The organism is Mesorhizobium sp. P2_A8 (assembly GCF_056404935.1).
The window spans coordinates 209,649-222,054 of sequence record NZ_JBFUDB010000002.1 but is presented as its reverse complement, the minus strand read 5'-3'; the positions used below and the strand labels follow the sequence as shown (position 1 = coordinate 222,054).

12 protein-coding genes are annotated in these 12,406 nt (G+C 61.1%); 10 read left to right on the top strand and 2 right to left on the bottom strand.

The features are described from left to right. Nucleotides 1-35 precede the first annotated feature (35 nt). Nucleotides 36-1,310, top strand: a complete 1,275-nt coding sequence (locus AC1D10_RS07650; protein WP_477270258.1) for an MFS transporter — start codon at nt 36-38, stop codon at nt 1,308-1,310. 188 nt (nt 1,311-1,498) lie between these two features. Beyond that, a complete protein-coding gene (locus AC1D10_RS07645; protein ID WP_477270256.1) occupies nt 1,499-2,248 on the top strand; it encodes an SDR family oxidoreductase in 750 nt (249 codons plus the stop codon). A 65-nt stretch (nt 2,249-2,313) separates the two neighbouring features. Here AC1D10_RS07645 and AC1D10_RS07640 read toward each other — a convergent pair whose 3' ends face one another. Next, nucleotides 2,314-3,171, bottom strand: coding sequence for an alpha/beta fold hydrolase (locus tag AC1D10_RS07640; RefSeq protein WP_477270254.1), 858 nt, complete (start codon nt 3,169-3,171; stop codon nt 2,314-2,316). Nucleotides 3,172-3,324: 153 nt separating this feature from the next. On the opposite strand from AC1D10_RS07640, the gene AC1D10_RS07635 reads away from it, so the two are divergent. Next, on the top strand, nt 3,325-3,789 hold the full coding sequence (locus AC1D10_RS07635) for a MarR family winged helix-turn-helix transcriptional regulator (RefSeq protein ID WP_477270252.1): 465 nt from the start codon (nt 3,325-3,327) through the stop codon (nt 3,787-3,789). 92 nt (nt 3,790-3,881) lie between these two features. On the opposite strand, the gene AC1D10_RS07630 is transcribed toward AC1D10_RS07635, so the two are convergent. Continuing rightward, nucleotides 3,882-5,876 carry a putative bifunctional diguanylate cyclase/phosphodiesterase gene (locus AC1D10_RS07630; RefSeq protein WP_477270943.1) on the bottom strand — a complete coding sequence of 665 codons (1,995 nt, stop codon included), beginning with the start codon at nt 5,874-5,876 and terminating at the stop codon, nt 3,882-3,884. A gap of 306 nt (nt 5,877-6,182) precedes the next feature. On the opposite strand from AC1D10_RS07630, the gene AC1D10_RS07625 reads away from it, so the two are divergent. From AC1D10_RS07625 to AC1D10_RS07595, 7 genes are all read left to right on the top strand, one after another. Next, a complete protein-coding gene (locus AC1D10_RS07625; RefSeq protein WP_477270250.1) occupies nt 6,183-7,217 on the top strand; it encodes a class I SAM-dependent methyltransferase in 1,035 nt (344 codons plus the stop codon). A 165-nt stretch (nt 7,218-7,382) separates the two neighbouring features. Then, on the top strand, nt 7,383-8,024 hold the full coding sequence (locus AC1D10_RS07620; RefSeq protein WP_477270248.1) for a 50S ribosomal protein L25/general stress protein Ctc: 642 nt from the start codon (nt 7,383-7,385) through the stop codon (nt 8,022-8,024). Between the two features lie 23 nt (nt 8,025-8,047). Continuing rightward, the gene (gene pth, locus AC1D10_RS07615; protein ID WP_477270246.1) at nt 8,048-8,788 is read left to right on the top strand and encodes an aminoacyl-tRNA hydrolase; all 741 of its coding nucleotides are present in this window, start codon (nt 8,048-8,050) and stop codon (nt 8,786-8,788) included. Between the two features lie 96 nt (nt 8,789-8,884). Beyond that, the gene (gene ychF / locus AC1D10_RS07610) at nt 8,885-9,988 is read left to right on the top strand and encodes a redox-regulated ATPase YchF (protein ID WP_477270244.1); all 1,104 of its coding nucleotides are present in this window, start codon (nt 8,885-8,887) and stop codon (nt 9,986-9,988) included. A 288-nt stretch (nt 9,989-10,276) separates the two neighbouring features. Beyond that, on the top strand, nt 10,277-11,251 hold the full coding sequence (gene corA, locus AC1D10_RS07605) for a magnesium/cobalt transporter CorA (protein WP_477270242.1): 975 nt from the start codon (nt 10,277-10,279) through the stop codon (nt 11,249-11,251). A 123-nt stretch (nt 11,252-11,374) separates the two neighbouring features. After that, nucleotides 11,375-11,845: a MaoC family dehydratase gene (locus AC1D10_RS07600; protein WP_477270240.1), complete on the top strand. Its 471-nt coding sequence runs from the start codon at nt 11,375-11,377 to the stop codon at nt 11,843-11,845. After that, nucleotides 11,842-12,312: a MaoC family dehydratase gene (locus tag AC1D10_RS07595; RefSeq protein ID WP_477270238.1), complete on the top strand. Its 471-nt coding sequence runs from the start codon at nt 11,842-11,844 to the stop codon at nt 12,310-12,312. The genes AC1D10_RS07600 and AC1D10_RS07595 overlap by 4 nt, the downstream gene beginning before the upstream one ends. Nucleotides 12,313-12,406: the final 94 nt, after the last annotated feature.

Below are 12,406 nucleotides of genomic sequence, written 5' to 3'. Positions count from 1 at the left end.
GGCCGCGAGAGCGTCCGCCATGTTGCCCTGCGGGCATGCCCGCCAAAAAGACCACGGAGCCTGCTTTGACCGATACGACAGCCGCCAGTGTCGCGCCACCCGCAACAGCCAGTCACGCTTCAGCCCAGGCGACGGCCTTCACCGTCATCCTGGCGGTGAGCTTCTGCCATTGCATCAACGACATCATGCAGTCGCTGCTATCGGCCATCTATCCCTTGCTGAAAGAGAATTACGGCCTCGACTTCTGGCAGATCGGCCTCCTGACCTTCACCTTCCAGGTGACCGCGTCGCTGCTGCAGCCGGTGATCGGCATGATCACCGACAAGCGGCCGATGCCCTATTCGCTGCCCTACGGCATGGCGTCGTCGCTGATCGGCCTGGTCGTGCTGGCCTATGCCGGGCATTACACGCTGCTTCTGATCGGCGCCTCGCTGATCGGCATCGGCTCGGCGATCTTCCACCCGGAATCCTCGCGCATCGCCCGCTTCGCCTCCGGCGGCCGGTTTGGCCTGGCGCAGTCGCTGTTCCAGGTCGGCGGCAATTTCGGCCAGTCCATGGGGCCGCTGCTGGCCGCCTTCATCGTCGTGCCCTTCGGCCAGGAAAGCATCGCCTGGTTTGCCGTCGGCTCGCTGATCGGCATCGTCGTGCTGTGGCAGGTCGGCGGCTGGTACAGCCGTCTGCGCGCCGCGCAAGGCAACCGCAAGACAGCAAGCTTCGTCTCGCCCTTCCCGCGCAGCAAGGTGATGTCGGCATTGGCGGTGCTGACGCTGCTGGTGCTGAGCAAGAACGCTTACATCGCCAGCCTTGCCAGCTACTACACCTTCTACTCCATCCATAAGTTCGGCGTTTCGGTGCAGATGTCGCAGGTCATGCTGTTCCTGTTCCTCGGCGCCTCGGCACTGGGCATCCTGCTCGGTGGTCCGTTTGGCGACCGCTATGGGCAGAAGGCGATGATCTGGTTCTCGATCGTCGGCGTGCTGCCCTTCACGCTGGCCCTGCCCTACGCCAACCTCGAATGGACGATGGTGCTGACGGTGCTGATCGGCCTGATCCTGTCGTCGGCCTTCTCCAACATCGTCGTCTTTGCGCAGGAGTTGGTACCGGGACGTGTCGGCATGATCGCCGGCATCTTCTTCGGCTTCGCCTTCGGCATGGGCGGCATCGCCGCCGCCGTGCTCGGCGTCGTCGCCGACATGAAGGGCATCGAGTTCGTCTTCCAGATCTGCTCGTATTTGCCGTTTCTTGGACTGCTGACCGTGTTCCTGCCGAACATGAAGGAAGCCAGGAAGCTGGAGGCGGCGATCAGATAATATCAGCTGGTGTTCGGGACATTGACGTGAGGGCGTGGCAGCTGCCGGGTGAAAAGCCTGCTATTGTTCGAAAACGCACAAATGGCGCTGCTAGGCTGGTCAGCGAACGCCTTCAAGTTGAACATAAGGCACCGGGCTCAGCGCGACTGATCGATGCGCAACGCTCCGAGTGAGGAAAGGCATCTGTTATGTCCCGACTCAAAGGCAAGGCCGCGCTGATTACCGGCGGCACCAGCGGCATCGGCCTGGTGACGGCGCGGCGTTTCATCGAGGAAGGCGCGCGCGTCGCCATCACCGGCACCAATGCGGGCCGTCTCGAGGAGGCGCGCAACTTCTTGGGCGGCGATGTGCTTGTCATCGCCGCCGATGCCGGAGATGCCGCCGCCCAAAGCGACATTGCAGGGCGGATCGGGGAAACCTTCGGCAAGCTCGACGCTCTCTTCCTCAACGCCGGCATCGCCGATCTGCGCCCGCTTGGCGACTGGACCGAGGCAGCGTTCGACAGGAGCATCGATGTCGACCTCAAGGGGCCGTACTTCCTGGTCAAGGCGCTCCTTCCCCTGTTTTCGAACCCGTCGTCGATCATCCTCAGTGGCTCGGTCAACGCGCATATGGGAATGGCAGGAACGCACGTCTATTCGCTGGCCAAAGCAGGCATGATTTCGCTGGCGCGAACGCTGTCTGGCGAACTGATAGGGCGCGGCATCCGCGCCAACGTAATCAGCCCGGGCCCGATCGACACACCGCTCAACGACAAACTTGGGCTGGATCCGGCAGCGGCGAAGGCACGCGCGAAAGCGGTGGTCGGCCTGGTGCCCGCGGGCCGTTTCGGAACCGCCGAGGAAATTGCCAATGCGGTGGTGTTTCTGGCTTCGGACGAATGCCCGTTCATGGTCGGTGCGGAAATGCTGATCGACGGCGGCCTGAGCATTGCCTGAATCGGCAGGGCCTTACACGGATGCACCCGCCACATGGCGGGTGCATCTTTCTGTCTAGCGAAATCCTAGGCCTTGAAGAAGGCCAGCAGGTCGGCGTTGATGATATCGGCATGGGTCGTGGCCATGCCATGCGGGAAACCCTTGTAGACCTTGAGTTCGCCCTTCTTGAGCAGCTTGATCGCCAGCAGCGCCGAGTCGGCGATGGGGACGATCTGGTCGTCGTCACCGTGCATGACCAGCACCGGCACGTCGATTGCCTTCAGGTCCTCGGTAAAGTCGGTCTCGGAGAAGGCTTTGATGCAATCATAGTGTGCCTTGGTGCCACCCATCATGCCCTGGCGCCACCAATTGTCGATGATCCCCTGCGAGACTTCCGCGCCCGGGCGGTTGAAACCATAGAACGGGCCGGCCGGAACATCGCGAAAGAACTGCGCGCGGTTGGCTGCCTGTGCGGCACGGAACCCGTCGAAGACCTCGATCGGCAGGCCGCCGGGATTGGCCGGGGTCTTGAGCATGATCGGCGGCACCGCGCCGATCAGCACCGCCTTAGCGACACGACCACCCGCGCCATACTGGGCGACATAGCGCGCCACCTCACCACCGCCGGTTGAATGGCCGACATGGATGGCGTCCTTGAGGTCCAGATGCGCCGCCAGTGCCGCGACATCGGCGGCATAGGTGTCCATCTCGTTGCCGATATCCGTCTGGGTTGAGCGGCCGTGGCCGCGGCGATCGTGGGCAATGACCCGGTAGCCCTTGGACAGGAAGAACAGCATCTGGGCATCCCAGTCATCGCTGCTCAATGGCCAGCCGTGATGGAAGACAATCGGCTGACCGGTTCCCCAGTCCTTGTAATAGATCTGCGTTCCGTCCTTGGTTGTGATCGTGCCGCTGCCGGAGCCGGGCTTGGATTGCGAGGTCATCTCAATCTCCCTTTGATTGCTGTCGCGATAAACAGTATCGCGATATCTATACGCCTAGCGCAGCTCGCTCCCCTTGTCCATGGGGAATATGTATCGCGATATCATTTTTCGTGGTACCGAGTTGAAGGCCATATCGGCAAGAAGGAATGCGTCGTGCCTCTCCCGTTGGACAATCAGCTCTGTTTCACCCTCTACGCCACCAGCATGGCGATCAATCGCACCTACAAGCCGATGCTGGACGAGATGGGGATCACCTATCCGCAATATCTCGTGCTGAACGCGTTGGGCGAGACCGACGGCATGTCGGTCGGCTCGATCGCCCACCGGCTCGCTTTGGAATCGAGCACGGTCACGCCGCTGGTGAAGCGGATGGAACAAGCCGGGCTGGTGACCCGCCAACGCAGCCAGGTCGACGAGCGCCAGGTGCAGGTCGACCTGACCGCAACCGGACGCGCGCTGCTGGTCCAGTGCAACTGCCTGAATGAGACCCTCATCGAGCGCTCGGGCATGACGCTGGCACAACTCGATGCCCTGAACCGGCAGATCCAGGCGTTGCGCGACGCGTTGACCGGCGACCAAAAAACCCGGATGCCGGAAGGCTGGAAGCAGGCGCGGTGATCAGGTGACGTTTGTTGGACTTCGTCTTTTGACCAATAATGGCCAAACAGCCGTCTGAACCAAAGGCCGCAATGCCGCCGCCCGCGCCGCTATCATGCGGACTTGAGGACCGTAAATGGGCGTTTGCGAATGGTCCGCTTGGCCTGGAAACTGACGGCGGGAGCGGGACGGCCGACATGAAAGCCCTGGACCTTGTCTATGCCGAATTCGCTCATAAGGGCCATCTGCTCGTCGGTTTCCACGCCTTCCACCAGGATTTTGTGGCCGCGATTTCGGACCAGGGTAATGATGTCCTGGAGCATTGCCCTGCCGTTCGGGGTGCTGCAGTCGTGAAGGAACGAGCGGTCGATCTTCACCGTATCGAAATCGATCAGACGAAGCCACGAAAGGCCTGCAAAGCCCGTTCCAAAGTCATCAAGCCATATCTTGATCCCGAGCAGCTTCAGGTCGCTGATGCAGCGAAGAATGTCCGAGTGCATCTCCATCTCCAGCCCTTCGGTGATTTCGAAGGCCAGCCTGCTGCCGGCGACGCCGGTCTCGCCCAAAATGGTCGCGACAGACGTTGCAAAGCCAGGTGTCTTGAGCTGAATTGGAGAGACGTTGACACTCACGACACGGACATGGTCGTCCGCCAAAAGCTCGGCACACACTGTCCTGATTGCCCAGCGCCCGAGTGCCAGGATCGCGCCGGTTCGTTCCGCGACGGGAATGAACAGGCTCGGCGGAACCGATGTTCCGTCCAGCATCTTGAGGCGCATCAGAGCCTCTACGGCCTCAACCCGGCCTGATTTGACATCCTGGATCGGTTGATAAACGAGCGAAACCAGATTCTGGCCAACCGCGATCTTCAGCAGAGCTGCGATATTCTCACTCTCGTCGCTGCTCTGGGGATCGGTCGGGTCAAACAGCCGGGCACAATTCCGACCACCGGCTTTTGCCAGATAGAGCGCGCGATCGGCTTCGTGGATGATCTTCTCCAGCTTGGCGCCCGTCTGCGTCCTGGTGAAGGCAGCGCCAACGCTCACTGTCACAATCGAGACCCCGTCCCGCCGCAGCTCGTGGGTAAGCGCCAGGTTCTCCACCGTGCTGCAAATGGCTTCCGCGAGATCCATGATCTGCTCTTTTTTCTCCACGCGAGCCAGGACAATGAATTCTTCACCGCCGTAGCGGCCGATAGAGCCATTGTACTGCTTGATCATCTCGCTAAGGGCATTGGCGACATGGATCAGGCAACGGTCGCCTTCCTGATGGCCGTAGCAGTCATTGAACTTTTTGAAGAAGTCCACGTCGATGAGGATCGCTCCAAAACTGGTGCCAACCCGCTGCCAGTCGCTCCAGTAATCCCGCAGCTTTTCGTCGATCGCCCGCCGGTTCTCCAGACCCGTGAGTGGATCGGTCCGCGACAGTCTCAGCAGGGCCTTGCCGCGTTCGGTCGCCTCGTTGTGCTGAATTTTGGCTTCCAGGGCATTCAGGAAGACGTTGAAGCGCTCCTCATTCAGTTTCCAGTTCACGTATGAGGTAAACGTGAAGCAAGAGACGTAGAATGTCCCAAACACCATTTTGTAAGTTAGCGTAGAAGGCACAAAGTAGTTTACGATGTACAATATACATAATATTATAGTTGAGGTTATAATAGAAACCTTAAATCTAAATGTGAAGAATAGATTGGCACTCATCATGAAGATGGTGCCGAAGACCATATAGTAGGAGACACTTTCCTTTTCCGCCCCCATGACCGCTGGGGACAACCAGCCGACATAGCCAAAGATAATGGCCCCGGCGCAAGTTATGTCGAGCCATTCCGTCCCGACGCCCCGGCGAAGCTGCTCTTCCAGGATCAAAAGCGCGGTCAGTCCGACCGCGAAGCGCGCCGTGATCGTGTAGGCGGCCACATCGGGAATGAGCAGCAGGTCCGTTGCCGAAAACAGCACATAGATGGCAACGGCCATCCAAAGCCCGGGCCTGGCTTCCCCTCTTCGCGTCGTTTGGGCTTCCGTGCGGTAAAGGGCGCGTAGCTCGTCGGACGCCAGTTCGTAGCGCGGTTCGTACGGTTCCGCATCAACAGCTTCGGCCAATACGGATGCCACGCGTTCGTCCATCACACCAAACCCCGGTTGAAGAGGATCTTGTATTCCGAACTCATCTCTAGCTTCTGCCCCCACGCAGGCCGGCTCCTCGGGACGTGACAGCGATTGCGACGCCGGACAAACAAATGCAATCGCGCAAGACAAGTTTCCGTTAACTCGAACGCGGAATCCGACCCGGAATCTGACTAACGATCGAACATGGTTTGCGGGAAATTAATCATACCGATAAAATGCGTTCGACCCGGCATTGGCAAATGGAGCATTCTACGCAATAAGTTAACTGACTGTTAACTATGGAGTGATGCGTTGCAAACCGTGTTTGATGGCAAAAGCCTGATTACTGCCAAGATGATCGCCAACAGTCTCCGTCGAGGAACGCTTGAGCATCACGGCGAAGCATTCGAAAACGCTCGCGTCGAACTCGCCCTCATTCTCCACGCGACACACCAGCAAATCGAACAGCGAAAGGACCCCGCCGAGATCATTCGCCGTCTGATGTCGTACCTCAACGCGACGCGTTCCAAGGTTCATCCCGACGTTTGGCAAGCATTGATACCGGTGGTGCAGAACCACCCGATCCTGGAGTACTTTCTCGAGGATCCACTGACGCGCTGGTCCTTCAGCAAGCCCAGAGGGTATTCTGGCGACGCGGAGTTGCTCGACTACATCTATTGCGATCCGCACGTGGCCGAGAGCGTGGCAAACGCCTCGGAGATCGGCAAGGCGCTTTATACCCATACCCAGGACGTGCCGTCATGCGTCGCGGCCCGGGAACGACGCGATCTCTTGACCCGGTATGTCGATGAGAGTGCGGCCAAGAACGGACCGCAAACCGAGGTTCTGGCGATCGCGGCCGGCCATCTGCGGGAGGCCAATCGTTCGACCGCCTTGGCGGAGGGCCGCCTCAAGCGTTGGGTTGCGCTCGATCAGGATCCTCAGAGCGTTGGATTGATCGCGCGCGACTTCCAGGGCACCGTGGTCGAGGCCATCGACGGCTCGGTGCGAACCGTGCTCACGAGGGGCCACAAGCTGGGCAAGTTCGACTTGATCTACGCGTCCGGCCTTTACGACTACCTCGCGCACAACGTCGCCGTGAAACTCACGAAAACCTGCCTGCAGATGTTGAAGCCGAACGGGACATTCCTGTTCGCGAACTACGCGGAGGGCAATCCTGACGCCGGATACCGCGAAACGTTCATGGACTGGGTGTTGCTGCTGCGATCGGAGGTCGACATGTGGAACATCGTCAATGCCAGCGTCGACCGCAACGCCGTCAACGCTCAGGTGTTCTTTGGCGAGAACCGCAACGTGCTGTACGCCGTGATCGAAAAGCGCGGCTAGCCTTTGGCTTGCACCTCCGGCCGCCTTCCGCTATAGAGCCGCCACCCGCGTAGACACCCTTGGAGGCAACGCGGCGGAAAGCCGCCTCACCCGGCGGCTTTCGACGTTTACGGCCAAGCACGTTGCCGGCCGCGAACGCTCCAGAACAAACCGAAAGGAAATGCCATGAGCCACGACACTTACGAGCTCAAGGCCGAAGCACGCGAACAGGTCGGTAAGGGGTCCGCCCGTGCAGTTCGCCGCAACGGTAAAGTGCCTGCAGTAATTTATGGTGACAAGCAGCCTCCCCTGGCCATCGCGCTCACCTACAAGGACATCTACTACAAGATCCATGGCGGCGGGTTTCTGACCACGATCGCCACGATCGATGTCGACGGCAAGAAGATCCAGGTCCTGCCGAAGGACTTCCAGCTCGACCCGGTCAAGGATTTCCCTGTCCATGTCGACTTCCTGCGCATCGGCAAGGACACCCAGGTCAATGTCGACGTGCCTGTCCACTTCATCAACGAGGACAAGTCGCCCGGCATCAAGCGCGGCGGCGTGCTCAACATCGTGCGTCACGAAGTCGAGTTCCACTGCCCGGCCAATGCGATCCCGGAATTCATCACCGTCGATCTCACCGGCACCGACATCGGCGATTCGATCCACATCTCGGCGGTCAAGCTGCCGGCCGGTGTGAAGCCTGTCATCTCCGACCGCGACTTCACCATCGCGACGATTGCCGGTTCTTCGGCGATGAAGCCGGAGACGGAAGTCACGGCTGAAGTAGCGACCCCTGAAGCGGCGCCTGCCGCCGAAGAGAAGTAACTCTTTCACGCTCGGAGCAGACGATGCTGCTGTTTGCAGGTCTCGGCAATCCGGGCGCGAAATACGCCGATAACAGGCACAATGTCGGTTTCATGGCGGCGGACGCAATCGCCCGCCGCCATTCCTTTTCGCCCTGGTCGAAGAAGTTCCAGGGCCTGATCGCCGAAGGCACGCTTGCCGGCGAGAAGATTATCCTGATCAAGCCGCAGACCTTTATGAACCTGTCCGGCCAATCCGTTGGCGAAGCGCTGCGCTTCTACAAGCTCGGCCCTTCGGCGCTGACTGTCTTCTATGACGAGATCGACCTTGCCGCCGGCAAGCTGCGGGTCAAGGTCGGCGGTGGTTCCGGCGGCCACAACGGCATCCGCTCGCTCGACCAGCATGTCGGCAAGGACTATCGCCGCGTGCGCATCGGCGTCGGCCATCCCGGCGTCAAGGAAATGGTGCATGGCCATGTGCTTGGCGATTTTGCCAAGGCGGACCACGAATGGCTGGACGTGCTGCTCGACTCGATCGCCGACGACGCCGGATTGCTGTCCAAGGGCGACGACAATTCCTTCATGAACCGCGTGACTCTGGCTTTGCGCGACAAGCTCGTGCCGACCGGCGACGATGACCGCCCGCCGCCCAAGGTGCCGAAGGCCCAGAGCCCAAAAGGCCAAAGCCACTTCCGCCAGGCGCGCCCGCAGCAGCCGGCGGTCAAGCTGCCGGAAAGCGGCCCGATGGCCGCGATGCTGAAGAAACTCTTCGGCAACAAGGACTGAGTGCAGGAGCATGCGGCGTTACAGGGCTTGACGATCATCCGCCCTATCGCCCATAGCCCTGATCAAATTTCGATTTCCCGATAGGACCGGACAAAAATGGGTTTCAAATGCGGCATCGTTGGCTTGCCCAATGTCGGCAAGTCGACGCTTTTCAACGCGCTGACCAGGACGGCGGCGGCGCAGGCCGCCAACTATCCGTTCTGTACCATCGAACCGAACACCGGCGAAGTGGCGGTGCCCGATCCGCGCCTGCAGAAGATTGCGGCCATCGCCAAGTCGAAGGAGATCATCCCGACCCGCATCTCCTTCGTCGACATCGCCGGCCTGGTGCGCGGCGCCTCGAAGGGCGAAGGGCTGGGCAACCAGTTCCTCGCCAACATCCGCGAAGTCGACGCCATCGTGCATGTGCTGCGCTGCTTCGAGGATGACGACATCACCCATGTCGAGGGCCGCATCGATCCCGTTGCCGACGCCGAGACGGTCGAGACCGAACTGATGCTCGCCGACCTCGACAGCCTCGAGCGCCGCATCGTGCAGATCCGCAAGCGCGCCGGCAGCAAGGACAAGGAAGCGACCACCGTGCTGCCGCTGATGGAAGCAGCCCTTGAGTTGCTGCAAGCCGGCAAGCCGACCCGCATCCTGCTCAAGGGCATTGCCGCCGAGGACCTGCGCATCCTGCAGGGACTGAACCTCCTGACCTCGCATCCCGTGCTCTATGTCTGCAACGTGGCCGAGGCCGACGCCGCCACCGGCAACGAGCACACCCGAGCCGTGGAGACGATGGCCGCGGCGCAAGGCGCCAGCACCGTGGTGATCTCGGCCGCGATCGAGGCGGAAGTCGCCCAGCTCTCGGACGAGGAGGAGATGGAATTCCTCTCCTCGCTCGGCCTCGACGAACCCGGCCTGAACAAGGTCATCCGCGCCGGCTACGAGCTGTTGCAACTGATCACCTATTTCACCGCAGGACCGAAGGAAACGCGCGCCTGGACCGTGCACAAGGGTGCCAAGGCGCCGCAGGCGGCCGGTGTCATCCACACCGATTTCGAGCGCGGCTTCATCCGCGCCCAGACCATCGCCTACAACGACTTCATCACGCTCGGCGGCGAAGTGGCGGCCAAGGAAGCCGGTAAGGCGCGCGACGAAGGCAAGGAATATGTCGTCCAGGACGGCGACGTGCTGCTGTTCAAGTTCAACACCTGAACCAGCCAACAGCCTTGGTATCGGCCTCGTGGTCGATCGCGGTCGCGCGCGCCGGGCATGTGGCAACGCTGGCATGCTGACGAAGGTTGCCGTCCCAACCTCTTTCGCACAAGAGGAAGGAGCCTTGGCCTTCGCTGCTTTGGCCTGCCTTGACCTTGTCACATCGCAGGTCTAATCGGCTGGGGCACACGATCGGCGCTTTCGGCGAAAGTGCCCGTCTCTCGTGCAATCCGACATGACGCGTCCGTTCAGAACGCACCCTTTGGCCCCAGCAAGGGAGACCCGGCGATGATCAAGGCCTTCGTCGTGGACAATGACCGCCTGCGCGCCGTCGATGATCTCCTGGCAAACAGCGACACTGTCGTCTGGGCCGACCTGCTCAACCCGACAAAGGAAGAGGAAGCAACCATCGAGAGCTGGCTCGGCGTCGCCATTCCGACGCGCGAGGAGATGGAGGAGATTGAGATTTCGAGCCGCCTCTATGTCGAGGACGGCGCCTACTTCATGACCGCCACCCTGCCTGCCCAGACCGAGATCGACGATCCGCTGATGTCGCCGGTCACCTTCGTGCTGGCCGGCGCCAGACTGATCACCGTGCGCTACCACGAACCGAAGGCGTTCAAGACCTTTCCGCAGCGCGCCGAAAAGGTGGCGACGGGTTGTACCAGCGGCGACACCATCCTGATCGGCTTGCTGGAGGCGATCGTCGATCGCCTGGCCGATATTCTGGAGCGCGCCGGCCGCGACATCGAGGCAATCTCGCGCGATATCTTCGAGGCGAGATCGACCAAGGTTTCCAAGCGCAATCGCGACTTTCAGGAGCTCCTGAAAGCCATCGGCCGCAAGGAGGACATCGCCTCCTCGATCCGCGACAGCCTGATCTCGCTGCAACGCCTCGCCGGCTTTTTCGCTCATGCCTCGACCCGGACCAAGATGAGCAAGGACACCAAGGCGCGCATCAAGACGCTGTCGCGCGACGTGCTGTCGCTCGCCGACCACGCCACCTTCCTGTCGCAGAAGATCAGCTTCCTGCTCGATGCCACGCTCGGCATGATCTCGATCGAGCAGAACGCCATCATCAAGATTTTCTCTGTCGCCGCCGTCATCTTCCTGCCGCCGACGCTGGTCGCTTCGATCTACGGCATGAATTTCGACGTCATCCCCGAGCTGAAATGGGAACTGGGCTACCCCTTCGCCATTGCCATGATGGTGCTGTCGGCGATCCTGCCCTTCTGGTATTTCCGCCGCCGCGGCTGGCTCTGACTGGTCCGCCAAAGGCCGTGCAGCCACGACGTGGCGCCATAGAAATCTCTTGACCAAACGGCGCCCTGCCTGCATCCGGAAACCCCGATCCGAAATCGTGGGTCTATGAACCGGATACCAGACATGACCGCAAAAACCTGGGCCTATGAGGATTTCGTCGAGGGCACATCGCTCGATCTCGGCAGCAAGCTGGTCAGCGCCGCCGAGATCATCGAATTCGCCGGGGAGTTCGACCCGCAACCAATGCATCTTGATGAAGAGGCCGGGAAGGCCAGTATCCTTGGCGGGCTGGCGGCGTCGGGCTGGCACACCTGCGCCATGTTCATGCGCATGCTGTGCGATGCCTTCCTGCTGGACTCCACTTGCCAGGGCGCGCCCGGCGTCGATCAGGTCAAATGGAAGAAGCCGGTCCTGGCCGGCGACATGCTCACCGGCAGCCTGGTGGTCGTTGCCAAGCGCCTGTCGAAATCGAAGCCGCAACTCGGCTTCGTGACGATGCGCAGTGAACTCCTCAACCAGCGTGGCGAAAGCGTCTTCGAGCTCGAGAACTCCGTCATGTTCCTGCTGCGTGATGCCGCCGGGAGCCGTTCATGACCCTCGACGAATTCTTCCGCATCGGCACCACCGTTACCCTGGGCTCGCATACATTCGAGCCCGAAGCGATCAAGGCGTTCGCCCGCAAATACGACCCGCAGATCTTCCATATAGACGAGGAGGCCGCGAAGAAAAGCGTGCTCGGCGGGCTCTGCGCGTCCGGCTGGCACACCGCCGCGACCTGGATGAAACTCAATCTGGAAAACCGCATGGACGCCGAGGTCGCGGCGTGGAGCGGCCCCGGCCCGGTGCCGGAATTCGGCCCCTCGCCCGGCTTCAAGAACCTGAAGTGGCTGAAGCCGGTCTATGCCGGGCAAACCATCACCTTCACGCGCACGGCGCTTTCCCACCGCCCGATCGCATCGCGCCCCGGCTGGCGGCTGCTGGCGCTGCGTTCCGAGGCCTTCGATTCGGCCGGCGACAAAGTGCTGGAGTTCGAAAGCGCCGTATTGGTGAAGGTGGAGTAGCCGGTTCGCGTAAGCGAATTCATCGTGCCAGTGGCACGATGAAGGGCCGACGAACGCCGGGACGCTGCGAAGCAGCGGGGAACCCGGCCGGGCG

Coding starts and splice junctions, on each gene's coding strand:
- AC1D10_RS07650 (WP_477270258.1), top strand. CDS start 36: ATGCCCGCCAAAAAGACCACGGAGCCTGCTTTGACCGATACGACAGCC.
- AC1D10_RS07645 (WP_477270256.1), top strand. CDS start 1,499: ATGTCCCGACTCAAAGGCAAGGCCGCGCTGATTACCGGCGGCACCAGC.
- AC1D10_RS07640 (WP_477270254.1), bottom strand. CDS start 3,171: ATGACCTCGCAATCCAAGCCCGGCTCCGGCAGCGGCACGATCACAACC.
- AC1D10_RS07620 (WP_477270248.1), top strand. CDS start 7,383: ATGAGCCACGACACTTACGAGCTCAAGGCCGAAGCACGCGAACAGGTC.
- pth (WP_477270246.1), top strand. CDS start 8,048: ATGCTGCTGTTTGCAGGTCTCGGCAATCCGGGCGCGAAATACGCCGAT.
- ychF (WP_477270244.1), top strand. CDS start 8,885: ATGGGTTTCAAATGCGGCATCGTTGGCTTGCCCAATGTCGGCAAGTCG.
- corA (WP_477270242.1), top strand. CDS start 10,277: ATGATCAAGGCCTTCGTCGTGGACAATGACCGCCTGCGCGCCGTCGAT.
- AC1D10_RS07600 (WP_477270240.1), top strand. CDS start 11,375: ATGACCGCAAAAACCTGGGCCTATGAGGATTTCGTCGAGGGCACATCG.
- AC1D10_RS07595 (WP_477270238.1), top strand. CDS start 11,842: ATGACCCTCGACGAATTCTTCCGCATCGGCACCACCGTTACCCTGGGC.